The organism is Mesorhizobium sp. WSM4833, assembly GCF_055811095.1.
The window spans coordinates 426,317-452,138 of the sequence record NZ_JBVVQG010000003.1; the positions used below are offsets into that span (position 1 = coordinate 426,317).

General features: G+C 63.6%; 22 protein-coding genes. 9 read left to right on the forward strand and 13 right to left on the reverse strand.

The features are described 5' to 3' along the window. Positions 1-44: 44 nt before the first annotated feature. Both AC0L2D_RS07920 and AC0L2D_RS07925 read right to left on the reverse strand, forming a co-directional pair. Positions 45-1,121, reverse strand: a complete 1,077-nt coding sequence (locus tag AC0L2D_RS07920) for a quinone-dependent dihydroorotate dehydrogenase (protein ID WP_473540717.1) — start codon at positions 1,119-1,121, stop codon at positions 45-47. Further along, complete coding sequence (locus tag AC0L2D_RS07925; protein ID WP_164919984.1) at positions 1,118-1,468, reverse strand: DUF952 domain-containing protein; 351 nt, start codon at positions 1,466-1,468, stop codon at positions 1,118-1,120. Before AC0L2D_RS07925 ends, AC0L2D_RS07920 begins: the two co-directional genes overlap by 4 nt. Before the next feature lie 186 nt (positions 1,469-1,654). Here AC0L2D_RS07925 and AC0L2D_RS07930 point away from each other — a divergent pair, with 186 nt between their 5' ends. Further along, entirely contained in the window at positions 1,655-2,083 is a 429-nt protein-coding gene (locus AC0L2D_RS07930) for a hypothetical protein (protein ID WP_013533615.1), read from the forward strand. Positions 2,084-2,203: 120 nt separating this feature from the next. Beyond that, positions 2,204-2,863 carry a response regulator transcription factor gene (locus AC0L2D_RS07935; protein ID WP_064995689.1) on the forward strand — a complete coding sequence of 220 codons (660 nt, stop codon included), beginning with the start codon at positions 2,204-2,206 and terminating at the stop codon, positions 2,861-2,863. Between the two features lie 4 nt (positions 2,864-2,867). Here AC0L2D_RS07935 and AC0L2D_RS07940 read toward each other — a convergent pair whose 3' ends face one another. From AC0L2D_RS07940 to AC0L2D_RS07950, 3 genes are all read right to left on the reverse strand, one after another. Continuing rightward, entirely contained in the window at positions 2,868-6,353 is a 3,486-nt protein-coding gene (locus AC0L2D_RS07940) for a PAS domain-containing hybrid sensor histidine kinase/response regulator (protein WP_473540719.1), read from the reverse strand. 120 nt (positions 6,354-6,473) lie between these two features. After that, positions 6,474-6,605: a hypothetical protein gene (locus tag AC0L2D_RS07945; RefSeq protein ID WP_411970034.1), complete on the reverse strand. Its 132-nt coding sequence runs from the start codon at positions 6,603-6,605 to the stop codon at positions 6,474-6,476. Positions 6,606-6,738: 133 nt separating this feature from the next. After that, positions 6,739-6,948 carry a hypothetical protein gene (locus AC0L2D_RS07950; RefSeq protein ID WP_473540720.1) on the reverse strand — a complete coding sequence of 70 codons (210 nt, stop codon included), beginning with the start codon at positions 6,946-6,948 and terminating at the stop codon, positions 6,739-6,741. Between the two features lie 399 nt (positions 6,949-7,347). Between AC0L2D_RS07950 and mscL the strand changes: the two genes are divergently transcribed. Together mscL and AC0L2D_RS07960 are read left to right on the forward strand one after the other, a co-directional pair. Next, positions 7,348-7,770, forward strand: a complete 423-nt coding sequence (gene mscL, locus AC0L2D_RS07955; RefSeq protein ID WP_013533610.1) for a large conductance mechanosensitive channel protein MscL — start codon at positions 7,348-7,350, stop codon at positions 7,768-7,770. A gap of 113 nt (positions 7,771-7,883) precedes the next feature. After that, on the forward strand, positions 7,884-9,050 hold the full coding sequence (locus tag AC0L2D_RS07960) for a pyridoxal phosphate-dependent aminotransferase (RefSeq protein WP_473540721.1): 1,167 nt from the start codon (positions 7,884-7,886) through the stop codon (positions 9,048-9,050). Positions 9,051-9,122: 72 nt separating this feature from the next. Here AC0L2D_RS07960 and hemA read toward each other — a convergent pair whose 3' ends face one another. Continuing rightward, positions 9,123-10,400 (reverse strand): 5-aminolevulinate synthase, encoded by a 1,278-nt coding sequence (gene hemA / locus AC0L2D_RS07965; RefSeq protein WP_473540722.1) that lies wholly within the window; start codon positions 10,398-10,400, stop codon positions 9,123-9,125. A gap of 267 nt (positions 10,401-10,667) precedes the next feature. Between hemA and galE the strand changes: the two genes are divergently transcribed. From galE to AC0L2D_RS07980, 3 genes are all read left to right on the forward strand, one after another. Next, a complete protein-coding gene (galE, locus tag AC0L2D_RS07970) occupies positions 10,668-11,663 on the forward strand; it encodes a UDP-glucose 4-epimerase GalE (RefSeq protein WP_473540723.1) in 996 nt (331 codons plus the stop codon). A 106-nt stretch (positions 11,664-11,769) separates the two neighbouring features. Beyond that, on the forward strand, positions 11,770-13,020 hold the full coding sequence (locus tag AC0L2D_RS07975) for a D-amino acid dehydrogenase (protein WP_224618616.1): 1,251 nt from the start codon (positions 11,770-11,772) through the stop codon (positions 13,018-13,020). Between the two features lie 2 nt (positions 13,021-13,022). Then, a complete protein-coding gene (locus AC0L2D_RS07980; protein ID WP_473540725.1) occupies positions 13,023-14,849 on the forward strand; it encodes an alanine racemase in 1,827 nt (608 codons plus the stop codon). Here the strand turns inward: AC0L2D_RS07980 and AC0L2D_RS07985 are convergent, their stop codons facing one another. The 7 genes from AC0L2D_RS07985 to AC0L2D_RS08015 form a co-directional block, all read right to left on the reverse strand. Further along, the gene (locus AC0L2D_RS07985; RefSeq protein WP_473540726.1) at positions 14,850-16,226 is read right to left on the reverse strand and encodes an FGGY-family carbohydrate kinase; all 1,377 of its coding nucleotides are present in this window, start codon (positions 16,224-16,226) and stop codon (positions 14,850-14,852) included. It abuts the gene before it with no gap. Further along, positions 16,223-16,540 carry an L-rhamnose mutarotase gene (rhaM, locus tag AC0L2D_RS07990; RefSeq protein ID WP_473540727.1) on the reverse strand — a complete coding sequence of 106 codons (318 nt, stop codon included), beginning with the start codon at positions 16,538-16,540 and terminating at the stop codon, positions 16,223-16,225. Before rhaM ends, AC0L2D_RS07985 begins: the two co-directional genes overlap by 4 nt. Next, positions 16,540-17,535, reverse strand: coding sequence for an ABC transporter permease (locus tag AC0L2D_RS07995; RefSeq protein WP_337122819.1), 996 nt, complete (start codon positions 17,533-17,535; stop codon positions 16,540-16,542). Before AC0L2D_RS07995 ends, rhaM begins: the two co-directional genes overlap by 1 nt. Further along, entirely contained in the window at positions 17,532-18,506 is a 975-nt protein-coding gene (locus tag AC0L2D_RS08000) for an ABC transporter permease (RefSeq protein WP_337122817.1), read from the reverse strand. The genes AC0L2D_RS07995 and AC0L2D_RS08000 overlap by 4 nt, the downstream gene beginning before the upstream one ends. Next, on the reverse strand, positions 18,503-20,044 hold the full coding sequence (locus AC0L2D_RS08005; protein WP_337122816.1) for a sugar ABC transporter ATP-binding protein: 1,542 nt from the start codon (positions 20,042-20,044) through the stop codon (positions 18,503-18,505). Before AC0L2D_RS08005 ends, AC0L2D_RS08000 begins: the two co-directional genes overlap by 4 nt. Positions 20,045-20,128: 84 nt before the next feature. Continuing rightward, the gene (gene rhaS, locus AC0L2D_RS08010) at positions 20,129-21,124 is read right to left on the reverse strand and encodes a rhamnose ABC transporter substrate-binding protein (protein WP_013533599.1); all 996 of its coding nucleotides are present in this window, start codon (positions 21,122-21,124) and stop codon (positions 20,129-20,131) included. Positions 21,125-21,178: 54 nt separating this feature from the next. Further along, positions 21,179-21,988 carry a DeoR/GlpR family DNA-binding transcription regulator gene (locus AC0L2D_RS08015; protein ID WP_063170034.1) on the reverse strand — a complete coding sequence of 270 codons (810 nt, stop codon included), beginning with the start codon at positions 21,986-21,988 and terminating at the stop codon, positions 21,179-21,181. 185 nt (positions 21,989-22,173) lie between these two features. Between AC0L2D_RS08015 and AC0L2D_RS08020 the strand changes: the two genes are divergently transcribed. Then, the gene (locus AC0L2D_RS08020; protein ID WP_337122813.1) at positions 22,174-24,276 is read left to right on the forward strand and encodes a bifunctional rhamnulose-1-phosphate aldolase/short-chain dehydrogenase; all 2,103 of its coding nucleotides are present in this window, start codon (positions 22,174-22,176) and stop codon (positions 24,274-24,276) included. Between the two features lie 12 nt (positions 24,277-24,288). After that, positions 24,289-25,578, forward strand: coding sequence for an L-rhamnose catabolism isomerase (rhaI, locus tag AC0L2D_RS08025; protein ID WP_473540728.1), 1,290 nt, complete (start codon positions 24,289-24,291; stop codon positions 25,576-25,578). Positions 25,579-25,822 lie beyond the last annotated feature (244 nt).

The following is a 25,822-nucleotide window of genomic DNA, read 5'->3' on the forward strand; positions in this document are numbered from 1 at the left end:
CTGCGAGCGGGCCGTCAGCCGCGACCTGCGCTCCTGAGAGCAGTTCAGAGTTGCCTGGACGCCCAGAAGTCGAGGCGGCTGTCGCGCAACTCGCAAATCGACTTCAGCCGTTCTTTTTCGACGAAACGGGCCATTCCGGAAAGAATACGGCCTGGCAGCGAAGGCCCGGCATAGATCATGCCGGTGTAGAGCTGCACCAGATCGGCACCCGCACGGATCTTGTCCAGCGCCGTATCGGCGGAATCGACGCCGCCGACGCCGACGATGGCAAGCTCCGGCCCGAGCAGTTTGCGCATCTTCGCCAGCACGATGGTCGAACGCTCGAACAGCGGCTTGCCGGAGAGCCCCCCGCTCTCGCGTGCGGTGTCGCCGCTGCGCAGTGGCGGCCGGGAGATGGTGGTGTTGGAGACGATGACGCCGTCCACCCGCTTTTCCGTAACTTCGGCGGCGATGTCCTCCAGCTCTGCCTCGACCAGATCCGGCGCGATCTTCAGGAACACCGGCGGCTGGGCGCTTGCCGCGGCGCGCGCGGCCATGACCCGCGACAAGAGCTCGCCAAGCTGCTCACGCGCCTGCATGTTGCGCAGGCCCGGCGTGTTGGGCGAGGAGATGTTGACGGTCAGATAGCTGGCGTATTGCGCAAACCGGGCGACGCCGCGCTCATAGTCGCCGATGCGGTCGCTGCTGTCCTTGTTGGCGCCGATGTTGACGCCGACGATGCCGCCACGCCCCTTGCGCGCGGCAAGGCGCTTTTCGGCCGCTGCATGGCCTTCATTGTTGAAGCCCAATCGGTTGATCACCGCATCGTCGGCCGTCAGCCGGAAAATGCGCGGCTTCGGATTGCCGGCCTGCGCCAGCGGCGTGATCGTGCCGACCTCGGCAAAGCCGAAGCCCAGGCCAAGCAGCGCGTCGGGCACTTCGGCGTTCTTGTCATAGCCGGCCGCCATGCCGAGCGGATTGGGGAAATCGAGGCCGCAGATGCTGACCGTCAGCCTGTGGTCGCGGATCGCTGGTGCACCAACCGGAACGCCGCATCGCAAGGCCGCGATCGACAGGCCATGCGCGGTTTCCGGATCGAAGGCGAACAGCAGCTTCTGGCCGAGCCAGTCGAGCACGCTCATTGCCCCTCCAGTGCCGGGAACTGGTGCACACCATCGGAGCCAAGCGGCAGTGGCCGGACCCACAGCACAGCCTTGAGGCCGAGCGGACCATAAAGATGCGGAAACAGCGCACCACCGCGCGAGACCTCGTATCTCAGCGCAGCACCCAGGCTGGCGCCGTCGATGGCGACCAGCAGAAGGTCGGTCTGGCCGGCAAAGTGCTTTGCCGCCGTTTCCTTGACCTGCGCCGCCGTGGAGAAGTGGATGAAGCCGTCTGCGACATCAATCGGCGCGCCGGTGAAGCGGCCATGCTTTTCGGCCTCGCGCCAAAGCGCCTGCGGGGTTATCTTGTAGATAATCTGAGACATGGTTGCGCTATAGAGCAGTTCCAGGAAAAGTGTGAAACGGTTTTCCCGGGAAAAGCGCATAGCGCTTTCCCTTGGGAATTGCTTCAAAAGATTCCGAACCAGCCATTCGGGAAAGGCCACGCCAAGGGTCTTCCCCATTTCCGGCGCAAACATGCGATATCTGAGGCCTTTGCCATGGAGGACAACATGCGTCTGCAGCACATCTTGATCCCCGCCGCGCTCGTTTCGCTGGTCGCGGCTTCAGCTTATTCGGAAGAAACCGACCGCTACCGGCTGGAAAAGTCGGCCACCGGCTATATCCGCATGGACACCCAGACCGGCGCCATGTCGATCTGCGACGAACGCTCCGGCCAGCTCGTCTGCAAGATGGCGGCCGACGAACGCGCCGCTTTCCAGGACGAGGTCGACCGCTTGCAGACCTCGATGAAGGCGATGGACGAGCGCGTCACCAAGCTCGAGAATTCGCTCTCCGCCCGCCTCGAATCGAAACTGCCGAGCGAAGAGGATTTCAACAAGACGATGGGCTACATGGAGCGCTTCCTGCGCGGCTTCATGGGCATCGTCAGGGATATGGACAAGGACAACGGCGCCCAGCCCAATTCGCAGAAGACCTGAGCGTTTCAACCACGGGAGGCGGCGCACTGGCTTTGCCGCTTGAAAACAGCGCGCAGCCGCTCATAATCGTCCAGTTGAACCCGAAAAGCCAAAAATCATCGGGGATTCGGGGAGGGACATTTGCCGGCAGGCTATTCTTTCGTCATCGCCGACGATCACCCGCTGTTTCGCGGTGCGCTGCGCGAAGCGCTCGCCGGCATCGGCAATGTCGCCGCCATCCATGAAGCCGGCGATTTCGAGAGCGCCAAGGCGCTGGTCGTGGCCAACGAGGACGTCGACCTGGTGCTGCTCGACCTGTCGATGCCGGGCGCCAGCGGCCTCTCCGGCCTGATCTCGCTGCGTGGCATCCATCCGGCGGTGCCGCTGGTCGTGGTGTCGGCGCATGACGATCCGGCGACCATCAGGCGGGCGCTCGACCTCGGCGCTTCCGGCTTCATCTCCAAATCGGCCAGCATGGAAGAGATCCGCAGCGCCGTGCAATCGGTGCTTGCCGGCGATATTGCAGCACCCGTCGGCGTCGATCTCGGCACCGAGCGCGACCCTGAAATATCCGACCTGATCAAGCGGCTGCAGGCGTTGACGCCGCAGCAGACCCGGGTGCTCGGCATGCTGGCCGAGGGCTTGCTCAACAAGCAGATCGCCTATGAACTCGGCGTCTCCGAGGCCACCATCAAGGCGCATGTCTCCGCCATCCTGCAGAAGCTCGGCGTCGACAGCCGCACCCAGGCGGTGATCCTGCTGTCCAAGATCGGCAGCGACCCGCTGCAGCCGGCGGGTTAGACCCCTATTCCGCCGCCGGCGCCAGCGGCCTGACCCTGGCCATCATCGAGCGCAGTACCGCTGGTTTGAGCGGTTTGTTGATCACCGCAATCTCGAGCCCGCCGGCGGCCGTGCGCACCTCGTTGGAGCGGTCGGCGGTGACCAGCACGGCCGGCAGGGTGTCGCCATGGATCGCACGCAGCCTGACGACGAGTTCGAGGCCGGTTTCGCCGTCGAGATGGTAGTCGGCAAGGACGATGTCCGGGCGATGTATCTTCGCGGTCTCCAGATCCTTTGAACCGGACGCGGTGTCGACGTTGCAACCCCAGCCTTCGAGCAGGAGCCGCATGCCTTCGAGGATGCGGGCGTCGTTGTCGATGCACAGCACGTGCAGACCGGCCAGCGAGGCTGTCGCGCGGGCGGGAGCCCTGGCTTCGATCTCGCGTCGTGCCTGCACGGCCGCGACGGGCAGGATAACGGAGAATCGCGTGCCCTTGCCCGGACTGGAAAAGATGCGGATCTCCAGGCGCAACACCCGGGCGATGCGGTCGACGATGGAGAGGCCGAGACCGAGGCCCTCGGCCTCGCGCGCGCCCTCGTCGAGCCGGGTGAACTCGCGAAAGACGGTGTTCAGCTTGTCACCGGCGATGCCGATGCCGGTGTCGATCACCTGGATCTCGGCCAATTCGCCGCGCCGCCTGACGCCAACCAGCACGCGGCCGCGGCGCGTGTATTTGATGGCGTTGGAGACAAGATTCTGGATCAGGCGGCGCAGCAAATTGCGGTCCGTCGTCACCGTCAACGATGACGGCATGATGGTCAGCTCGAGCTTCTTTTCGGCCGCGAGCGGGCGGAAGTCGTTGCCGATCTGGCGCAGCAATCCGTCGAGGTTGAAGGCGGTGTCATCCGGCTTCATCGCGCCGGCATCGAGGCGGGAGATGTCGAGCACGGCGCCGAGAATCGTCTCGACCGATTCCAGCGAGGATTCGATGTTCACGGCCGCCTTGCCGGCAGGTCCCTTGCCGGCCTTCTCGATCAGCGAGGAGCAATAGAGCCGGGCGGCGTTCAGCGGCTGCAGGATGTCGTGGCCGGCAGCGGCGAGGAAGCGCGTCTTGCCGAGATTGGCCTCCTCGGCCAGCATCTGTGCCTGCGCCAGTTCCTCATTGACCCGGGTCAGCTCGATGGTGCGCGTCTTGACGCGCTGCTCCAGCGATTCATTGGCACGCTTCAGTGCCAGGTCCTGCTCGACGCGCCCGGAAATGTCGGCATAGGTGGCGACGATGCCGCCGTCCGGCATCGGGTTGGAACGCAGTTCCAGGATGCGGCCCGAGGTTTTCAGCTCCATCTGCCATGGGCTGACGAAGCTGGTCAGCCGGTTGAGCATGGCCACACGCTGATCGGCGGGAATGTCGCCGCGCTCGGCGAGATGGCGCAGGATGCGGTCGAGCGAGACGCCGACCTGGCCCATCTCGTCGGGCAGGTCGAACAGCGCCCGGTACTGGCGGTTCCAGCAGATCAGGCGGAAATCGCGATCGAAGACGGTGATGCCCTGTTCCATCTGGTCGAGCGCGATCTGCAAGAGGTCGCGGTTGTGCTGCAGCGCCTCGGTGGCGTCGTCGAGCAAGCGGAAGGCATCTCGGGATTCGCGGTCGTGGCGCCGAAACAGCAGCGACAGGATCAGCCGTGCCGAGGAGGAGCCGACGGCGCTGGCCAGCAGCTGCTCGGAAAAGCGGATGACGTCCATGCTCGCCTGTTCGTTGCCGTGCAGCGAGGTTCCGTTGGTCTTTTCGAACGACTGGAAAGAGCGCTCGGTGCGCTCGACGCCGAGATAGCGCCCGATCGTGTCCTTCAGGTCGTTGACGGTGATGGCGGTGCGGAAACGGCGCAGGCTGGGCATCGGGCCGGCATCGCGCGGCACGAAGATCGACGCCTGGATGCGTTCCAGCGGCACCGACGCGCGCGACAGCGAGCCGAGCACGAAAAACACCGCATTGATCGACAGGCTCCATAACACGCCGTGGTTCAGCGGTTCGGCGACGGTGCCGAACAGGGCCTGCGGCCGCAGCGCCTCGAAGCCGAACAGCCCGTGCACGATGATGCCGGTATCGGCCGCGGCAAGCGACGGCAGGAGCAGTGTGTAGCCCCATACGAGGATGCCGGCGACCATGCCGAGTGCCGCACCCCGGCCGTTGGCGCCGCGCCAGATCAGCCCGCCGATCAGGGCGGGGGCGAACTGGGCGATGGCCGCGAACGACATCAGGCCGATCGACGACAGGCGCGCGCTGTTGGTGCTCTCGCGGTAGTAGAGGAAGGCGATGAACAACAGGATGAAGATCGCCCCGCGCCGCACATTGAGGATCAGCGTCGACCAATCCTCGGTCTCGGAGGTCGAGGTCTTGAGCAGGCGGCGCACGAACAGCGGAATGACGAGATCGTTGGAGATCATGATCGACAGCGCCACGCTTTCGACGATCACCATCGCCGTCGCCGCCGACAGGCCGCCGATGAAAGCCGCCATCGCCAGCACATCATGGCCGCTGAACAGGGGCAGCGACAGCACATAGAGATCGCTGCTGGTTCCGGTGCCGACCAGCGACAGGCCGGCGAAGGCGATCGGCAGCACGAACAGGTTGATCGCCACGAGGTAGAGCGGGAACACCCATGTCGCGGTGCGCAGTTCGGCCTCGCCGCGGTTTTCGACGATGGTGACGTAGAACTGCCGCGGCAGCATGATGATGGCAAAGCCGCTGAGGCACGTCAGCACCAGCCAGGTGGCGAGCGAGGTGTTGTAGCTCATCGCCTGCCGGACCTGCGCGTTCTCGGCGAGCTTGTCGAACATGTCGCCTGGGCCGCCGAAGATCAGGAAGGTGACCATCAGGCCGATCGCCAGGAAGGCGGCGAGCTTGACGACGGTTTCGACCGCCACCGCCAGCACCAGCCCGTCCTGGTGTTCGGTGGCGTCGGCGTGACGGGTTCCAAACAGCACCGCGAACAGCGCCAACAGCATGGCGACGACCAGCGAGATGTCGCTGACGAAGGGATCGAACGAAGGCGGCGATCCCGTATAGTGCTCGACCATCAGGCTGACCGAACCGGATATCGCCTTCAACTGCAGCGCGATATAGGGCACCGCGCCGATGGTGGCGATCAGCGTGGCGATCGCCGCGACGGTGAAACTCTTGCCGTAGCGTGCGCCGAGGAAATCAGCGATCGAGGTGATCTTCTCGGTCTTGGCCAGCCGCACGATACGGTTGAGCAGCGGGAAGCCGAAGACGAAGACGAGCACCGGGCCCGTATAGATGCCGAGGAATTCGAGGCCGCGTTCGGAAGAGAGACCGACCGAGCCGAAGAAAGTCCAGGATGTGCAGTAGATCGCGAGGCTGAGCGCATAGATGAAAGGCCGCCCCCGGCTCGGCTCGGAGATGGCCGAGCGGCGGTCGCCGAGGCTGGCGATGGCAAACAGCAGCGTCACATAGGCGACCGCGATGATGACGATGAACAAGCCCTGCACGCTTGGACTTTCCTCCTCTGCCGTCTTTCTATCCGGCTTGCCCGGACGCAACCACAGCTTGGCGTCCGAGTCCATTGCAGAGCTGTGCAGGACGGCTATCAGGGCGGCGCGTCGGTGTCGTTATGGTGAAGATCGCCGCTGAGCGCCGTGGAAAATACGGCCAATGACGACCTCCTCCAAACCCATGCGATAGAGGATGATGTGCTTGCCGTGGACGAACTGATGGGTCCTGCCTTCATAGAGCCGGCCCATACTCGGATAGTCGCCGAGCAACTCAAACACCGCGTCGAGTTCGCGCAGTTACTTTTCGGCCTGAGTGTGGCCGAAGTTTTCGAAGGTGTGTCGGTAAATGTCTTTCAGATCGCGTTCGGCGCGATGCGTTATCCTATGGCGCATGCGGGAGTTCGGCACGCGCTTTCCGAATAATGTCGTCGATCGACTTTTCGCTGACCGGGCTCTCAAAACCTTCGTTGATCGCCGCCTGAATCGCTTTCCGCTTCTCGTCGGGCGAAAGCGCGTCAAACCAAGCGCGCTGCTCCTTTGTTGGAGCCGCCCACGGATAAACATCAATGCTGATGGTTTCGAGCATGTTCATGAGAACATTATAGGCGAAAACGCCTATAATTTCCAGAAATTCAATGCTGGCTTTGCCGTGCCGTCAATGCGGGAAACCTTGCAAAGAGCGATTGATCGCTCGCGTCAACAACCAGGGGCCCATGCCGTGCTCGGCGGCAATCTGGTCCAGCGTGGTCGTTTTGCAGTGATTCGGCGGCATCTGTGTCGATTTGCATCGCGGGGATATGAAATTTCACGCCCTTGTACGCAACGCGTCAAATTCGGCAGAGCTGCCGCCCAAAGTGCCGTAAGGTAAGGAGAAAGCGGTTGTTTTCTCCCTTTTACCCATGTTGCGTCAGGAGGTTTTTGTTATGTTGCCTCAGGTCGATGCCGCAAGGACGGAAACGGCAGCTCGGCCAGTCACGACAAGGAGGGTCGAATGCTGAAAGAATTCCAGGAATTTATTTCCAAGGGCAATGTGATGGACCTTGCGGTCGGCGTCATCATCGGCGCGGCCTTCGGCAAGATCGTCGATTCCCTAGTTAACGATATCATCATGCCGATCGTCGGCGCGATTTTCGGCGGCTTGGACTTCAACAATTATTTCCTTGGCCTCTCCTCGGCCGTCAACGCCACCTCGCTGGCCGACGCCAAGAAGCAAGGCGCGGTCTTTGCCTACGGCAGCTTCATCACTGTCGCGTTGAACTTCCTCATCCTCGCTTTCATCATTTTCCTGATGGTCAAGGCGGTGAACAACATGCGCAAGCGGCTTGAGCGCGAGAAGCCCGCTGCACCGGCCGCTCCGCCGCCCGCCGATGTCGCGCTGCTCACCGAAATTCGCGATCTGCTCGCCAGGCGCTGACCACGGGCAGCATTTGCTGGACCAAAACCCCGGTCGTTGGCGGCCGGGGTTTTCTGTTTTCGCATCTGGTAAGGACCGCTGACGAAAACCGCAGACCAAAAACGGATCCGCCCATGACACTGATCGACAGCTTGCGCACCGAGGCCCGTGCGGCACCCGAAAGTGGCATTGTCGCCGTCGTCAATTACGGCCGCCTGCGCGAAGGCATGATTCCGCTCTGGGCCGGCGAAGGCGACCTGCCGACGCCAGCCTTCATCACCGATGCCGCGTCGAAGGCGCTGGCCGGCGGCGAGACATTCTACACCTGGCAAAGGGGCATCCCCGATCTCAGGCAGGCACTCTCCCGTTACTATGCCAGGCATTTCGGCAAGAATTTCCCGGAGGAAGAATTCATCGTCACCGGCTCCGGCATGCATGCCATCCAGCTGGCGCTCGACGCGCTCGCCGGCGCTGGCGACGAGGTGGTCTACCTGTCGCCGGCCTGGCCGAATTTCGATGCCGCAGCAGGGATAGCGGGAGCCGTTCCAGTCGCGGTCACGCTCGATCATTCCGGCAATGGCTGGTCCTGCGACGTCGAGAAGATCGCCGCTTCGATCACGCCGCGCACAAAGGCGCTGTTCATCAACACGCCGTCGAATCCGACCGGCTGGACCGCCGATCACGAGACCTTGCAGGCGATCCTCGCTCTGGCGCGCGCGAAAAACCTCTGGATCATCGCCGACGAGATCTATTCACTGTTCCACTACGGCCACGGCCGCGCGCCGTCCTTCCTCGACATAGCGTCGGCGGAAGACCGTATCCTGTACGTCAACTCCTTTTCCAAGAACTGGGCGATGACCGGCTGGCGCGTCGGCTGGATCAAGACGCATCCGAGCTTGCAGCAGGTGTTCGAGAACCTGATCCAGTATTCGAGCTCCGGCGTCGCCCAGTTCATGCAGCGCGGTGCGGTCGCCGCCCTTGACGAGGGCGACGCCTTCGTCGCCGAACAGGTGGAGCGGGCGCGCAAGGCGCGCGACCTTGTCTGCGGCATCCTCGGCGCCGCCGGCCGCGCTGGGTTTACGGTGCCGCAGGGCGCGTTCTATCTGTTTTTCACAGTCGATGGCATCACCGATTCACGCACTGCTGCCTTCGACATCGTTGACAAGGCCAATGTCGGCCTGGCGCCAGGCACCGCTTTCGGCCCCGGCGGCGAGGCGTTTTTGCGGCTGTGCTTCCACCGCCGTCTCGACCAGATCGAGGAAGCGGCGCACCGGCTGGCGAAGTGGATGAAGAACGCCTGAGCCGCTGACGAAGCCCGAATTGAAATCGCTCCGGCGAGCCAGATGGCGGCCGGAGTAGAGTTCCAAACGGCATCAGCCGCCTGACTTGGGCACCAGCAGGGGAATGATGCGGTCGCTCTTGGCCACCGAAGGCCGACCTGCCGAACCATAGGGGATGCCGAGCGCATCCCAGGTCTCGACCAGCGCATCCTGCAATTCGGCGATCAGCGCATCGGAATGGAACGGCGTTGGCGTGATGCGCAGCCGCTCGGTGCCGCGCGGCACGGTCGGGTAGTTGATCGGCTGGATGTAGATGCCGTGCACGCCGAGCAGGCGGTCGCTGGCCATCTTGCAGGCCTCGGGATCGCCGACCAGCAGCGGCACGATGTGCGTCGGCGAATCCATCACCGGCAGGCCGGCGGCCGACAGGATGTGTTTGGTTCTCGCGGCCTGCTGCTGCTGGGCGTCACGCTCGGCCTGCGAGCGCTTGAGATGGCGGATCGACGCGGTCGCGGCGGCAGCGATCGCCGGCGGCAGTGCCGTGGTGAAGATGAAGCCCGGCGCATAGGAGCGCACGGCGTCGATCACAGCGCTGGTGCCGGTGATGTAGCCGCCCAGCGTGCCGAATGCCTTGGCCAGCGTGCCTTCGATGATGTCGATGCGGTCGGCCAGGTCTTCGCGCTCGGTGATGCCGCCGCCGCGCGGCCCGTACATACCGACGGCATGGACCTCGTCGATATAGGTCATGGCGTTGTAGCGCTCGGCGAGTTCGACGATCTCTTTGATCGGCGCGATGTCCCCATCCATCGAATAGACGCTTTCGAAGACGATCAGCTTGGCGCGTTCGCGCCCCGCCGCCTGCAAAAGGCTTTCCAGATGCGCCACGTCATTGTGGCGGAAGATCTTCTTTTCGGCGCCGGAACGCCGCACGCCTTCGATCATCGAGGCGTGGTTCAATTCGTCCGAGATGATCAGGCAGTTGGGCAAAAGCTTCGCGATGGTCGAGATCGAGGCTTCGTTGGAGACGAAACCGGAGGTGAAGACCAGTGCCGCCTCCTTGTCGTGCAGGTCGGCAAGCTCCACCTCGAGCTCTACCAGCGGGTTCGAGGTGCCGGAAATGTTGCGGGTGCCGCCGGCGCCCGAACCCATCTTGCCAGCGGTATTCTGGAACGCGGCGATGACGTCGGGATGCTGGCCCATGCCGAGATAGTCGTTGGAGCACCAGACGGTGATTTCCTCGGCGCGGCCATTGGAACGCCAGATGGCGCGCGGGAACTTGCCCGCGATCCGCTCGAGGTCGGCGAAAACGCGGTAGCGACGCTCGGCATGGAGCTGGTCGATCGCTTCCTCGAAGAACCGCTGATAGTTCATGTCGACTTCCCAATTTTTGCGCGGGATCATAATCATTGGCCTGTTGGTCGTCCACCTGGCCTTTTTGGTCAAAATGCCACGCCCCGGACCTGTTCCTAACGACCGCGGATCGTGGCCTATTCCCTTGATGTGGATGAACTTTGTTTCAGGACAATGCCACTGGCCGGCAATGCCGGTTACCAGGGGTTCCAATGGCCATGCGGCGGGCTTTCCAGTAGAGCGGGGTTGAGACAGTTTCCGATAAATCTTGGATAAGCGAGGACGCGGATGACAGTTTTGGTGACAGGCGGTGCCGGTTACATCGGCAGCCATATGGTCTGGGAGCTGCTGGATGCCGGCGAAAGCGTGGTCGTTCTCGACCGTCTTTCCACCGGTTTCGAATGGGCGGTGGCGCCGGAGGCCAAGCTGGTCGTCGGCGATGTCGCCGACAAGGAATTGGTCGGCGCGGTCATCAGGGAGAACAAGGTCGACGCGATCATTCATTTCGCCGGCTCGATCGTGGTTCCGGAATCGGTCGCCGACCCGCTCGGCTATTATGAGAACAACACCTCGAAGACGCGCACACTGATCGAAACCGCGGTGCGCGAAGGCGTGCCCAATTTCATCTTTTCCTCGACCGCCGCCGTCTATGGCGGCGCCGGGCTGGAGCCGGTGCGCGAGGACGCCCGCCTGGCGCCGGAATCGCCCTATGGCCTGTCCAAGCTGATGAGTGAGTGGATGCTGCGCGACGCATCGATCGCGCATGGCCTGCGCTATACGGCGCTGCGCTACTTCAACGTCGCCGGCGCCGACCCGAAGGGCCGCACCGGCCAGTCGACGCCGGGCGCAACCCATCTGATCAAGGTCGCCTGCGAGACGGCACTTGGCAAGCGGCCGTTCATGCAGGTGTTCGGCACCGATTATCCGACGCCGGACGGCACCTGCATGCGCGACTACATCCATGTCAGCGACCTGGCGGCGGCGCATCGCCTGGCTTTGCAGCGGCTGCGCGCCGGGGGACAGAGCCTCGTCGCCAATTGCGGCTACAGCCATGGCTATTCGGTGCTGGAGGTCATCGAAAGCGTGCGCCGCGCCTTTGGCCATGATTTCGAGGTGAAGATGGGTGATCGCCGCCCTGGCGACGCCGCGGCGGTGGTTGCCAATTCGGATCTCGCCCGCGCCGAGCTCGGCTGGACCCCGCAACGCGACGATCTCGACCAGATCGTCGCCGACGCGCTCGCCTGGGAGCGCATCCTGACCGGCAAGAACTCCGCGCGCGGCTGAGCCGGGTTCTCCCAAGGGCTCGCAAGGCGGGCAGCGAAGCGCTATTGAAGGCGTTCGCGGCAAGGCGCGGAGGCGCGGCGCCGCGAGGAGATCTTGGGGGAATGGCATGAAAATAACGGTGCTCGGGGCCGGTGTCGTCGGTACGGCGGCCGCCTATTATCTGGCCAGCGACGGCCATGAGGTGACGGTGATCGAGCGCCATCCGGCGGCGGCACAAGGCACCAGCCAGTCCAATGCCGGCCTGGTGTCACCGGGTGACGCCACCGCCTGGGCCTCGCCGGCGGCTTTGAAGACCTTCCTGCGCGGGCTCTACAACCATGATCTCGGCATCAAGGTCAGGCTGCGCCTTGATCCCTATTTCCTCGCCTGGAGCCTGCGTTTCCTGCGCCAGTGCACGGTGGCGCGCCTGCGCGCCAACACCGACATCAAGCTCAGGCTCGCGCTCTATTCGCGCGACTGCATCAATGCGCTTTCGGAAGCGACCGGCATCCATTACGACGAGCGCAAGAAGGGCATTCTCTATTTCTTCCGCTCGCAAAAGAGCCTCGACACCGGCACCGACAATTACCGTTATCTTGCCAAGCACGGCCTGCCGATCGAAATCGTCGGCCGCGACCGGCTGGTCGAGCTGGAACCGGGCCTTGCCGGCGTCAAGGACAAGATTGCCGGCGGCGTCTATTCGCCAACCGACCAGACCGGAGATTCCAAGCAGTTTGTCGACAGGCTGGCCGCCTATGCGGCCGAGAAGCTCGGCGTCAAATTCCTGTTCGGCACGACAGTCGAAGGCCTCGACATCGAGGGCGACCGGGTGCGCGCGGTGATGACTTCGGCCGGCCCGGTCGCCGGCGATGCGGTTGTCATCTCGATGGGGCCGGAAAGCGGCCTGCTCGGGCGCCGTTACGGCATAGACCTGCCTGTCTATCCGGTAAAAGGCTATACCGCGACGATTCCCCTGGAGGACGAAAGCAAGGGACCGACCATGGGCGGCGCCGACGAGGACCGGCTGATCGGCTATTCAAGGCTGGGCAACCGCTTGCGGATGTCCTCGACGGCCGAATTCACCGGCTTCGACCGCACTTTCAAGCCCGCCGATTTCAAGACGATCATCAGCACCGGCAAGGATCTTTTCCCGGGTGCCTTCGACGAGAAGAAGGCTGTGTTCTGGGCGGGCCTGCGCCCGATGATGCCGAACTCGGTGCCGGTCATCGGCCAGGCGCGCTACAAGAATCTCTATCTCGACACCGGCCACGGCCACGTCGGCTGGACCATGGCCTGCGGCTCGGGGAAATTCCTTGCCGACCTCGTTTCCGGCCGCAGGCCGGAGATCGACCCGCAGGGGCTGGTCTACGGGGGCTAGTGATGTCGGGACCGCAAGTCGCCATCGACCTTGGCCGCATCGAGCGCAACGCGCGCACCATCGTCGAGCGCTGCGCGCTCTCGGGCATAAAAGTGTTCGGCGTCACCAAGGGCAGTTGCGGCATGCCGCAAGTGGCACGCGCCATGCTGCGCGGCGGCGTCGCCGGCATCGCCGAATCGCGTTTCGAGAACATCCGCCGGCTGCGCGACAGCGGCATCAACGCACCGATCATGCTGCTGCGCAGCCCGCCGATGGCGCGGGTCGAGGAGGTGGTGCGCACCGTCGACATCAGCCTGCAGTCGGAACTCGCCACCATCCGCGAAATTTCGCGCATCGCCGAGCGCATGGGCCGCGTCCACGACATCATGCTGATGATCGATCTCGGCGATCTCCGCGAAGGCATCTGGCCGAACGACCTGATCCCCACGGTTGAGCAGATCCTGCAGTTCAAGGGCGTGCGCATCGCCGGCATCGGCACCAATCTCGGCTGCTTCGGCGCCATCATGCCGACGCCGGAAAACCTTGGGCAGCTCGTCGCCCATGCCTACAAGACCGAGCGCCTGTCCGGCAAAAGCCTCGACGTGATTTCCGGCGGCGCCTCGTCGTCGCTGCCGCTGCTGCTCGAAGGCAGGCTTCCGGCCGGCATCAACAATCTGCGCGTCGGCGAGGCGATCCTGCAAGGTGGCGTCGAAACCTTCCGCGATGTGCCATGGGCCGAGCTCGAGCCCGATGCCTGCCGGCTGACCAGCGACATTATCGAGGTCAAGCTCAAGCCGTCACGGCCGATCGGCCAATCGGGCTACGACGCCTTCGGCAACCAGCCGGTCTTCCCCGACGAAGGCGACAGGCTGCGCGCCATCGCCAATATCGGCCGCGAGGACGTGCTGGTCGAGGGGCTGACGCCGATCGCCAGGGGGATCCGGGTGCTGGGCGCCTCCAGCGACCATCTGCTTTTGGACGTCGCCGATGCCGACCCGCCGCTGGCCGTCGGCGACCGCGTCGCCTTCCGCATGAGCTATGGCGCCATGCTTTTGGCAATGACCTCGGAATATGTCGAGAAGGCCCCGATGCACGACGTCGAGGATTTTTCCGGCCGCAAGATGGTGTCGATCTCCGCCGAACCGGGGGCCGCCGGGATCCTGGCCCGGGAGGGCACGGGGGCGCGGCTGGAGGCGATGAATTTCGATGTCGTGGAACTCGCCGATGTCGAGCGGCCGCCATCGGGGCTGATCCGGCTGGCCGCCGGCACCGACCGTCGCGTCGCGCACAAGGCGCTGACCGCGACGGCGCGAGCCACGCATTCCTTCGGCCTGATCTGGATCGATTCCATCGCCGCCCTGATGCCCGAGGACGAGGACGGCATCGACCTGCCGGAAGGTTCGGTCCTGGCGCGCACCCTCGGCCTCGACCACAAGGCGGGCGCGCTGCAGCCGCAGCTGTCGCCGGAGAATGTCGTCATCGTCGGCTTGCGCCACGCCGATCCGGCCGAGGCGCGGGTGCTGAAGGATTCGCGCGTCTCCGCCTTCACCATGACCGACATCGACGCCATGGGCATGCGCGACCTGATGCATGAAGCAATCCGTATCGCCACATCAGGCACGCAAGGCTTTCATGTCAGCTATTCGCCGACCGCGACCGAATTCGCCGGCTGGGCTGCGGGCTCCGGTGGGCTGACCGTGCGCGAAACACATCAGGCGATGGAGGCGATCGCGCTCTCCGGCGGCTTGCTGTCGATGGATGTTTCGGGCCTGACGGCGGATCTGGAGCCGCGGATCGGCACCGACGCGGTCAACTTCGTCATGTCTGCCTTCGGCAAACGGATTCTCTGATCAGCCCTGCACTTCCACTGCCGCCCGCCATGCGCTGACGTAGTCGACCCAGGCTGGGTCTATAGGCCGTTCTATTCTTTCGCCCTTGCCGTGCGTCGCCGGCCGATCGCATGCCAGCAATGCGGCGCCGATGCTGGTGCCGGTGGCGGCCTCCGACGCAACAACGGCGCGCGCCGTGGCTGCCGCCAGCATGCCGACAAAGAGCCGGTTGCGGGCAAAGGGGCCTTCGACCGTGGTCGGGCCGTCGGCACCGATCAAGTCGAGGCAGGTCGCCGTCATCAGGGCCAGATAGAATGAGATGGCGGCAAAGCGCTGGCCTTTGTTGATGCCGTCGGCGTCGAGCCATGCCGCGGCATGGTGCGGGAACGGCCCCGAACCTTGCTGGGTCGACGGCAGCAGCAGCGTCTTTCGCGCCAGCACAGCGCCGACATCATCCTCGGTCCACTGCTCCGGCTGATCCTTTGTCAGCACCGAAAACTCGCGGCCGCCCATGAAGCGCGCCGAGGGAACGGGATCGCCGAGCGCGTTGACATTGACCAGCGTGTCGCGCGCGGCATCCAGCGCAATCTGTTTGCCGCCGACCGCCATCGATACCACCCAGGTGCCGGTCGAGACGACGGAGAAAGGCGGCTTGTCGGAGAGAAGATGCGGCAGCAGCGAGGCGTTGGAATCATGCAGGCCGCGGAACACCGGCGTGTGCGGATCCAGTCCGGTTCGCACAGCAACGGTGGGCAGGATCGGGCCGAGGCGATCGCTGGCCGGCCGCACCGGCGCCATCAGGCTTCGCCACTCCAGCCTGTCGACCAGGGATGAAAAATCCGCTGTCCACGGGTTCCACAGATCGGTGTGGCAGCCGAGCGAGGTGACCTCGTTGGCGGCGATGCCGGTCAGGCGCAAGGCCCAGTATTGCGGGTACATCAGCAGCGCCGCGGCCCTGGCGAATTCCGCCGGGAAGCTCCTCTGCTGCCAGAAGAATTGTGCTCCGAGATTGAGGCCGAGCGGCAGGCGCGGCGTGCCGGTCTCGGCAAAAGGCGGGCGGATCGCGTCGTAATCCTCGGCCATCCCGTCGGGGCCGTCGAACTCATAGTCGAGCACCGGCAGCACCAGTTCACCCGCCGCGTCGACCAGCACGCCGGTCGCGCCATGGGTGGTGATCGAAATGGCGTCGATGCGCTGTTCGCGGTCGAGGCCGGCAAGGCTTTCGAGGATGAATGCCCACAGTGCCTCGACATCGTGATGTGGGTAAGGCGCCTGCCGCACCGGCGCATTCGCCATGCGGCGCAGCGCCACCTCGCTCAACGTGGCGAGGTCGACCAGCGCCACCTTGGCGTTGGTCTTGCCGATGTCGATGACGGCGATGTGACGCATCGCACTCATGCCATGTGGAACATTGTTTCCAGCTTCACGGCCACCGGCTCGTTGTCCAGCCTGGTCTCCATGATGTCGGCCATGTGGGCCCACCAGCGCTGCATCACCGAATGTCCGGGCAATTCGTCCATGCGGTGGTCGTCTTGCCGCCACAGCACACCGAACAGGATATTGGTCTCCTCGTCGAGATGGATGGAATAATCGGAGACGCCGGCCTGCTTCAGCAGCGCGACCAGCGACGGCCAGATCTCGTCATGGCGCTTATTGTACTCTGCCTTCATGCCGGGCTTCAGCTTCATCTTGAACGCGTATTTCTCGGCCATCAACGCCCTCCGCGCAGCCGCCGCCAGACGATCGGCAAGGCGATGACGATGATCAGCAGCAGGCCGATGAAGATCGACATGACGATGCCCGGCACATTGAGCAGGCCGAGCCCGAAGGTCACCAGCCCCATGATGAAGGCGGCGAGCACGACGCCCAGAATGCTGCCGGCGCCACCGAGGATACTGACGCCGCCGAGCACCACCATGGTGATGACTTCGAGTTCATAACCCTGCGCGATCGAGGGCCGCGTCGAACCGAGGCGCGAGGTGATCAGCACCGAGGCGATGCCCGACATCAGCCCGGTCAGGCAAAACAGGATGAACTTGGTGCGGCCGACGCGCACGCCGGAAAATTGCGCAGCGACCGGATTGTTGCCGATGGCGAAGACGCGTCGGCCGAAACTCGTGCGGTGCAAGAGGAACCAGTAGACGACAGCCGCGATCAGGAACAGCACCAGCTCGAACGACACCACCCACCAGACATAGCCCTGGCCGAAGAAGGCGAAGCTTGAGGGATAGCCTTTGTAGGCCTGGTCGCCGAGGATGATGAAGGCGATGCCGCGAAACAGGCTCATCGTGCCGATGGTGACGACGATCGAGGGCAGGCCGAGCCTTGTCACCAGCAGACCGTTGAAGGCGCCGCAGCCGAGCCCGACAACGATGCCGATTGCCACCAGCACTGGCGTGCCGGCGCCGGCCTGCACCGCCATGCCCATCATGGTCGACGCCAGCGCAATGATGGCGGCCACCGACAGATCGATCTCGCCCGAGATGATCAGCAGCGCCATGGCGAAGGCGATCAGGCCCTTCTCGGTGAAATTGAAGGTCAGATCGGACAGCGAGTACGGGTCGAGGAAATAGGGCGAGGCGAAGCTGTTGATGGCGAAGATGGCGACGGCCACCACGACCAGCAGCGCTTCCCAGGAAAAGATCGCCGAACGCAGCGGCTTGTCGAGCCGGTCGGGAAGGTGGCGCGGGGCAGGGATGTCGGTCACGCCTCCACCTTTCTGAGGATGATGCGGCCTTGCTGGCGCTCGCCGCGCGCATTGAGCACGACGGCCAGAATGATTGCGCTGCCCGAAATCGCCATCTGCCAGAAAGGCGAGATGTTGATGACCGGCAGCGCATTGGAGATGATGCCGAGGAACAGTGCGCCTAATACCGCGCCGCCGACCGAGCCGATGCCGCCGGCGATCGAGATGCCGCCGATGACGCAGGCGGCGATGATGTTGAGCTCATAGCCATTGGCGACCTCGACCGAGGCGATCACGTAGCGCGAGATCCAGAGATAGCCTGACAGGCCGCCAATCATGCCGGAGATGCAGAAGACGATGAATTTCGTCCGGCCGACATCGATGCCGGCATAGACGGACGCCGTCGGGTTGACGCCGATCGCGTAGATCGAGCGGCCGAGCGCGGTGCGTGTCATCACAACGAAGAACAGCGCAATGACCAGGATGGCGATCCACGACAGCACCGGAATGCCGAGGAAGGCCGCGCGCTGGAAGCCGATGAACTCCGGGCTCATCTTGTCGGCATTGACCCAGGCACCGCCGGACAGGACGAAGGTGGCGCCGCGATAGATGGTCAGTGTGCCCAAAGTCACCACGATCGAGGGAATGTTCAGCCGCCAGACCAAAAGGCCGTTGATGGCGCCGAGAACCAGGCCGACGACCAGCGCAATGACGATCAGCAGCGGGATCGGGATCGCCGGATGCGCGGCGTTCAGCATCGCCACCACCATGCCGGTGAAGCAGAGGTTGGACGCCATCGACAGGTCGATCGACCGGGTCAGGATGACCACCATCTGGCCAAGCGCCAGGATCATCAGGATCGAGGTGTCGTTGAACACCTGGCGCAGATTGGCCGAATCGGCGAAGGCCGGAAAACGTGTCGAGATCAGCCCGATCAAGACGATGATGGCAGCAGCCAGCCAGATTTCGCGGTATTTGAGGAAAGCCTTCATGCCGCGATCCCCGCTGCCGTCCGAACCAGCGTCTCGGCGTCCAGCCCCTTGTTGTCGTAGACCGCCGCGACAAGCCCCTCGCGCATGACCACGACACGGTCGGACATGCCGAGGATTTCGGGCAGCTCGGACGACACCATGATCACCGACAGGCCTTGCGCCACCAACTCGGCCATGAAGCCGTGCACGGCGGCCTTCGAGCCGATGTCGATGCCCTTGGTCGGCTCGTCCAGGATGATCACCTTGGGCGACGTCGCCAGCCATTTGGCGATGACGATCTTCTGCTGGTTGCCGCCCGACAGTGTGCCGACATCCTGGCTGAGCGAAGAGGCTCTGAGGTCGAGTCGCTCGGTGTAGGAGCGGGCCAGATCGAACTCCTCCGACAGCCGCAGCAGGCCGGATTTCGACGTGCGCTTGAGCGAAGGCAGCGAGACGTTCTGGAAGATCGGCAGGCCGATCACCACGCCTTGCTTGCCGCGTTCTTCCGGTACGTAGACGATGCCGGCATCGATCGAATCCGCAGCCGATTTCGGCGCGATCGTCTTGCCTTCCAGCGTGATCGTGCCGGCTGAGGTGCGGGTGATGCCCGATATCGCCTGCATCACCTCGCTGCGGCCGGCGCCGACAAGGCCGTAAAAGCCGAGGATCTCGCCCTTGTGCAGTTCGAAGCCGATATCGTTGAATTCGGTCGGATGCGACAGGCCGGAAACGGAGAGCACCGGTGCGCCGATCTCGGCCTTGCGCTGCGGGAAGATGTGATCGACCGCGCGGCCGACCATCAGGCGCACGATTTGGCTCTGGCCGGCATCCTTGATCAGGCCTTCGCCGACCATCTCGCCATCGCGGAACACCGTGTAGCGGTCGGCGATACGGTAGATCTCGTCGAACTTGTGGCTGATGAACAGGATCGCCTTGCCATCGCTCTTGAGGAATTCGATCAGCAAAAAGAGCTCCTCGATCTCCTTCATGGAAAGCGCGGCGGTCGGCTCGTCCATGATGACGATCTGCGCGTCGATCGACATGGCACGCGCAACCGCGACCAGATGCTTGTTGGCGATGCCGAGGTCCTTCAGCCGCGCGTCGGCGTCGATATGGCCGGCATGCATGGTGTCCAGCACTTCGCGCGCGTTCTTGCGCATCGTGCGCCAGTCGATGGTGCCGAAACGCGTGCGTGGCGCGTGGCCGAGAAAGATGTTTTCGGCCACGCTCAGATCGTCGAACAGCACGGTTTCCTGGTGGATGGCGGTGACGCCATGGCCGAAGGCGGCATGCGCGCTGGGCAGGGTGACGGCCTGGCCGTCTATGCTGATCGTGCCCCCGTCGGGCTGGTAGATGCCGGTCATGATCTTGACCAGCGTCGACTTGCCGGCGCCGTTCTCGCCGATCAGCGCTGTCACCTGGCCCGGATAGAGCGACAGGCTGACATTGTGCAACGCGCGCACGCCGGGAAAGCTCTTGGAGATGCCGGACAGCGTCAGGCGTGGAGCCGGGGCCGGAGGCCGCTCCTTCACCGCGCCGTGTTGGGCTGTCGTGTCCATAGTCGTATCAAGCCCTGAAACAAGGTTCGTTTAAAGCCGCGGCGGGACGTGAGCCCCGCCGCGTCAGCTCTAGAGAACTCCAGATCAATAGATCTTGGAGAACTTTTCGATGTTCGACTTGTCGAACTGGAAGGGCGGAGCCATTGCAGCCGAGTTGGTGTCGTCGAGCGTGACCTTGCCGACGCGGCCGATCGACAGCGTGGCGCCGGGCTTTGCCTCTTCCTTCTTCACCGCCAGATCATGGGCGAGGTAGACGGCCGAGTAGCCGAGGTCGATCGGGTTCCACAGCGCAACCGCCTGGCTGGAACCGTTGTCGATGAATTTCTTGAACTCGGACGGCAGTGCGAGACCGGTGACATTGACCTTGCCGATCAGGTTCTCGTCGGTGACGACCTGGGCGGCGGCAACGACGCCGACGGTGGTCGGCGCGATGATCGCCTTCAGGTTCGGATAGGACTTCAACAGGCCCTTGGCTTCGTCGGTGCTCTTGGCCGAATCGTCATCGCCGTAGACGGTGGCGACGAGTTTGATCTTGGGGAACTTCTCCGGCAGGATCTTCTTGGCCGCGTCGATCCAGGCGTTCTGGTTGGTCGCGGTCGAGGAGGCCGACAGGATGGCGACCTCGCCGCCTTCCGGCAGGTGGTCGGCGGCGAGCTTGATGATGGTCTCGCCGATCAGGCCGGTGTCGGACGGGTTGAGGTGAAGCTGGCGACCTTCCTTGGCGACGCCCGAATCCCACGAGATGACGGTGATGCCGCGTTCCATGGCCTTCTTCAGCACCGGCACCAGAGCGTCGGCGTCATTGGCCGAAATGGCGATGGCGTTGACCTTCTGCGCGATCAGCGAATTGACCACTTCGATCTGCGCTTCGGCGGTCGCCTTGGTCGGGCCGGTGTAGATGATGTCGACATCGCCGAGTTCCTTGGCCGCCTCTTCGGCGCCCTTGTTGGCGGCATCGAAGAAGCCGTTGCCGAGCGACTTCACCACCAGCGCGATCTTGACGTTTTCGGCATAGGCGGCATTCACGAACATGGCGGCTGAGAATGCAGCCGTCACCATCAATTTCTTCAAGAAGCTCATCGATTTCCTCCCTTGAGCGTTGCATTCCATCGCCGCTGCGAGCGCGAGTTGGCCTCAGGCCTGCAGTGAAGATTCTTCCTTGTTGGTTGCGGATGTGCGGGCGACGATCAGCGTCACGCCGGCGGTCTCCAGCATCTTGGCTTCACGATCGTCGATGCCGTCATCGGTGATGACGGTGGCGATGCGCGACAGGCCGCACAGGATGAGGCTGGAGCGTTTGCGGAATTTCGAGGAATCGACCAGCACCACCAACTCGTCGGCCTGGTCGATCAGTTTCTGCTCCGCCTGGATCAAGAGCGGATCGCCCTCCATCAGGCCGAGCGGCCCCAGACCCTGCGCACCCATGAACATGCGGCGCGCATAGAAATTGCGCGTCACGTCGTTGTCGAAGGGCGACAGGATGATGTTCTGCTCGCGATAAATGGTGCCGCCCGACAGCATCACCGTATTCTTGGAATGCTTGAGCAAATGCTCGGCGATGGGGAACGAATTGGTGAAGATCGGCATGCGGCGGCCGGTCAGGAAATGCACCATCTGGAAGGTGGTGGTGCCGCCATTGATGATGATCGGTTCGCCGTCGTTGCACAGCTCGACCGCTTCACGCGCAATCGCCCGCTTCTGCGAGGCGTTGATGGTTTCGTTGACGGAAAAGGGCCGGCCGGCCAGCCCGATGAACTGCGGCGGCGAGATTGCCTCGGCGCCGCCGCGCACGCGGCGCAGGCGCTTCTGGACGTGGAGAGCCGCGATATCGCGCCGGATCGTCGCCTCGGAGGACTCCGTCAGGTCGACCATCTCCTGCACCGTCACCACAGGCTTTTCCTGGACGGCGGACAGAATGATCCTGTGGCGCTCTTTTTCGTGCATGGTTCCTCCCTGCCCGGGCATCTAGGCACCCAAAACGCGCAGTGTCAATCATTTCCGATCATATAATTTCATTGTGCAGTGCAATATGATCGATATTGATCGTTTGTGATTGACAAGCCGACCGCTTCCGTGGAAATTCGGGGCCAAATGGCCGCGCCTTCTGCGTGCCTTCGGGAGGATTTCTTATGCTCGACAAGCGCACCGGCGCGCGCCTCGCCAATCTGTGGGACGAGGCCAAGGCTCACGCCATGAGCGGGCCGGAACTTCTGGTCTACCGTTCGAACACACTTGGTTCCGACAAGCGGGTCACCAACTATGGCGGCGGCAACACGTCGTCGAAGATCTGGCAGAAAGACCCGCTCACCGGCGAGGATGTCGAAGTGCTGTGGGTCAAGGGATCGGGCGGCGACAGCGCCTCGATCAAGCTGGACGGCTTTGCCACGCTCTACATGGACAAGCTGCGCGCGCTCAAAGGCCTCTATCGCGGCGTCGAGCACGAAGACGAGATGGTCGGCTTCCTGCCGCACTGCACCTTCAACCTCAATCCGCGCGCGGCCTCTATCGACACGCCGCTGCATGCCTACGTGCCGAAGCCCTTTGTCGACCACATGCATCCCGATGCCATCATCGCCATTGCCGCGGCGAAGGATTCGAAGGCGCTGACCAAAGAAATCTTCGGCGAGGCCATCGGCTGGCTGCCGTGGAAGCGCCCTGGCTTCGAACTTGGCCTGTGGCTGGAGAAATTCTGCCTCGAACACCCGGCCGCCAAGGGCGTCATCCTGGAAAGCCACGGCCTGTTCACCTGGGGCGACACCCCCAGGGAATGCTACGAGACGACGATCTCGGTGATCAACCAGGCGATCGAATGGTTCGAGCGCCGCTCCGAGGGTGTCGCTATCTTCGGCGGTGAAGCGGTCAAGTCGCTCGACGCCACTGAGCGCCGTGCCATCGCGGCCAAACTGATGCCGAGGATTCGCGGCCTGATCTCGGAAAGGAGCCACAAAACAGGCCATTTCGACGATTCCACTGCTGTGCTCGAATTCGTCAACTCCAGGGATCTGCGCCCGCTGGCGGCACTCGGCACCTCATGCCCCGACCATTTCCTGCGCACCAAGATCCGCCCGCTGGTCATCGAATTCGATCCGGCAAAGCCCGATGTCGATGCCGTCATCGCGCGTCTTGCCGACGACATCGCCGAATATCGCGTTGGCTACCAGGCCTATTACGACAGCTGCAAGCATCCGGACTCGCCCGCCATCCGCGATCCCAATGCCGTCGTCTACCTGATGCCCGGCGTCGGCATGTTCACCTTCGCCGGCGACAAGGCGACGGCGCGCATCTCGGGCGAATTCTATGTCAACGCCATCAACGTCATGCGCGGCGCCTCCACCGTGTCGTCTTATGTCGGCCTGCCTGCACCGGAAGCCTTCGACATCGAGTACTGGCTGCTCGAAGACCTGAAGCTGCAGCGTATGCCGAAGCCGAAGTCGCTTGCCGGCCAGATCGCCCTGGTCACGGGTGGCGCCGGCGGCATCGGCCGCGCCACGGCCAACCGCCTGCTGCGCGAAGGCGCCTGCGTGGTGCTGGCCGACATCGACGAGACAGCACTGGCCAGCGCCAATGACGAACTGGCGAAAGTCTACGGCAGGGACTTCGTGCGGCCGGTGCTGATCAATGTCACCTCGGAGGAGCAGGTCATTTCGGGCTTTGCCGAGACAGCGGTCGAGTTCGGCGGCATCGACATTCTGGTATCGAATGCAGGGCTGGCCTCCTCGGCGCCGATCGAGGAGACGACGCTGGCGCTGTGGAACAAGAACATGGACATCCTGTCGACCGGTTATTTCCTGGTCTCGCGGGAAGCGTTCCGGCTGTTCCGCGCGCAGAAGATTGGCGGCAACGTCGTCTTCGTCGCCTCCAAGAACGGCCTTGCCGCATCGCCGAACGCCGCCGCCTATTGCACCGCCAAGGCTGCCGAGATCCATCTCGCCCGCTGCCTGGCGCTGGAGGGCGCGGAGGCGCAGATCAGGGTCAATGTCGTCAACCCGGACGCGGTGCTGCGCGGCTCGAAGATCTGGACCGGCGAGTGGAAGGAACAGCGCGCCGCCGCCTACAAGATGTCGACCGACGATCTGGAGGAGCACTATCGCTCGCGTTCGATGCTGAAGCGCTCGGTCTTCCCGGAAGACATCGCAGAGGCGATCTATTTCCTGGCGTCCGACATGTCGGCCAAATCGACCGGCAACATCATCAATGTCGACGCGGGCAACGCCCAGTCGTTCACGCGCTGAGCGGAGGGGACGATGGAACACATCATCTCCGCCGGCCTCGTCGACAAGGACAACGCCGCGCGCAAGGCCAACCTCGAGCGCGACTATGCCTCGCTCGGCGAGCGGCTCGACCGTCGCGGCATCGCCATCGACGCTGTCAGAGACAAGGTCGAGAAATTCGCGGTGGCGATCCCGTCCTGGGGCGTCGGCACCGGCGGCACGCGTTTTGCCCGCTTTCCCGGTGCCGGCGAGCCACGCGACATCTTCGACAAGATCGAGGATTGCGCCGTCATCCAGCAATTGACGCAGGCGACGCCGACCGTTTCCCTGCACATTCCGTGGGACAAGGCCGATCCGAACCGGCTGAAGCAAGCGGCCTCGCGCTTTGGCCTCGGCTTCGACGCCATGAACTCCAACACCTTTTCCGACGCCAAGGACCAGAAGCTCTCCTACAAATTCGGCTCGCTGTCGCATGCCGACGCCGGCACGCGCCGGCAAGCGGTCGAGCACAATCTCGAATGCATCGAGATCGGCAAGACGCTCGGCTCCAAGGCGCTGACGGTGTGGATCGGCGACGGTTCGAACTTTCCCGGCCAGGTCAATTTCGCCAAGGCATTCGAGCGCTATCTCGACGCCATGAAAGAGGTCTACGCCGGACTGCCCGCCGACTGGAAGCTGTTCAGCGAGCACAAGATGTACGAGCCGGCCTTCTATTCCACCGTCGTGCAGGACTGGGGCACCAACTACATGATCGCGCAGGAGCTGGGCGACAAGGCGTTCTGTCTCGTCGACCTCGGCCACCATGCCCCAAACGTCAACATCGAGATGATCGTGTCGCGGCTGATCCAGTTCAAAAAACTCGGCGGCTTCCACTTCAACGATTCGAAATATGGCGACGACGATCTCGACGCCGGTTCGATCGATCCTTACCGGCTGTTTCTCGTCTTCAACGAACTGGTCGGCGCCGAACTTTCCGGCGCCGAGGGGTTCGACCCGGCCCACATGCTCGACCAGAGCCACAACGTCACCGATCCGATCGAAAGCCTGATGCTGTCGGCAGTCGAGGTGCAGCGCGCCTATGCGCAGGCGCTGCTGGTCGATCGCAAGGCGTTGGAAGGTTTTCAGGATAGCAATGACGCGCTGATGGCGACGCAGACGCTGAAAGCGGCCTACCGCACCGATGTCGAGCCGATCCTCGCCATGGCGCGGCTGAAGACCGGCGGCGCCATCGACCCGGTCGCCGCCTATCGAGCGGCGGGTTACCGCGCCAAGGTTGCAGCGGAACGCCCTGCAGTCGCTGGCGGTTCGGGCGGCATTGTCTGAGGCCGAGCCGGCCCCCTCATCCGGCCGCTTTGCGGCCACCGCTCTCCGGGCGTTCGTTGTTCGAAAAGCCAAGTAGTTGGCTTTTCGCCCGCTGCGCGGACCACGCCTCACCCCCGCAGGGAGAAGAGACTGGCGTCAGCGCTGACACCTCCTCTCCCTCGGGGAGAGGTCGGATTGCCCCGAATTGCCCTTCGCAATTCGGTTGGCAATCCGGGTGAGGGGGCTCTTTCTCGTGCTCCCTTAA

Bases quoted from the DNA above. Each gene is read 5' to 3' on its own strand.
- AC0L2D_RS07945 (WP_411970034.1), bottom strand. From the start codon at position 6,605: ATGGGCCGGCTCTATGAAGGCAGGACCCATCAGTTCGTCCACGGCAAG.
- AC0L2D_RS07985 (WP_473540726.1), bottom strand. From the start codon at position 16,226: ATGAGTGCGATGCGTCACATCGCCGTCATCGACATCGGCAAGACCAAC.
- AC0L2D_RS08020 (WP_337122813.1), top strand. From the start codon at position 22,174: ATGCTCGACAAGCGCACCGGCGCGCGCCTCGCCAATCTGTGGGACGAG.
- hemA (WP_473540722.1), bottom strand. From the start codon at position 10,400: ATGAACTATCAGCGGTTCTTCGAGGAAGCGATCGACCAGCTCCATGCC.
- AC0L2D_RS07925 (WP_164919984.1), bottom strand. From the start codon at position 1,468: ATGTCTCAGATTATCTACAAGATAACCCCGCAGGCGCTTTGGCGCGAG.
- AC0L2D_RS07980 (WP_473540725.1), top strand. From the start codon at position 13,023: ATGTCGGGACCGCAAGTCGCCATCGACCTTGGCCGCATCGAGCGCAAC.
- rhaI (WP_473540728.1), top strand. From the start codon at position 24,289: ATGGAACACATCATCTCCGCCGGCCTCGTCGACAAGGACAACGCCGCG.
- AC0L2D_RS07930 (WP_013533615.1), top strand. From the start codon at position 1,655: ATGCGTCTGCAGCACATCTTGATCCCCGCCGCGCTCGTTTCGCTGGTC.
- AC0L2D_RS08005 (WP_337122816.1), bottom strand. From the start codon at position 20,044: ATGGACACGACAGCCCAACACGGCGCGGTGAAGGAGCGGCCTCCGGCC.
- AC0L2D_RS08000 (WP_337122817.1), bottom strand. From the start codon at position 18,506: ATGAAGGCTTTCCTCAAATACCGCGAAATCTGGCTGGCTGCTGCCATC.
- rhaS (WP_013533599.1), bottom strand. From the start codon at position 21,124: ATGAGCTTCTTGAAGAAATTGATGGTGACGGCTGCATTCTCAGCCGCC.
- AC0L2D_RS07920 (WP_473540717.1), bottom strand. From the start codon at position 1,121: ATGAGCGTGCTCGACTGGCTCGGCCAGAAGCTGCTGTTCGCCTTCGAT.
- AC0L2D_RS08015 (WP_063170034.1), bottom strand. From the start codon at position 21,988: ATGCACGAAAAAGAGCGCCACAGGATCATTCTGTCCGCCGTCCAGGAA.
- AC0L2D_RS07950 (WP_473540720.1), bottom strand. From the start codon at position 6,948: ATGAACATGCTCGAAACCATCAGCATTGATGTTTATCCGTGGGCGGCT.
- AC0L2D_RS07975 (WP_224618616.1), top strand. From the start codon at position 11,770: ATGAAAATAACGGTGCTCGGGGCCGGTGTCGTCGGTACGGCGGCCGCC.
- AC0L2D_RS07960 (WP_473540721.1), top strand. From the start codon at position 7,884: ATGACACTGATCGACAGCTTGCGCACCGAGGCCCGTGCGGCACCCGAA.
- mscL (WP_013533610.1), top strand. From the start codon at position 7,348: ATGCTGAAAGAATTCCAGGAATTTATTTCCAAGGGCAATGTGATGGAC.
- galE (WP_473540723.1), top strand. From the start codon at position 10,668: ATGACAGTTTTGGTGACAGGCGGTGCCGGTTACATCGGCAGCCATATG.
- rhaM (WP_473540727.1), bottom strand. From the start codon at position 16,540: ATGGCCGAGAAATACGCGTTCAAGATGAAGCTGAAGCCCGGCATGAAG.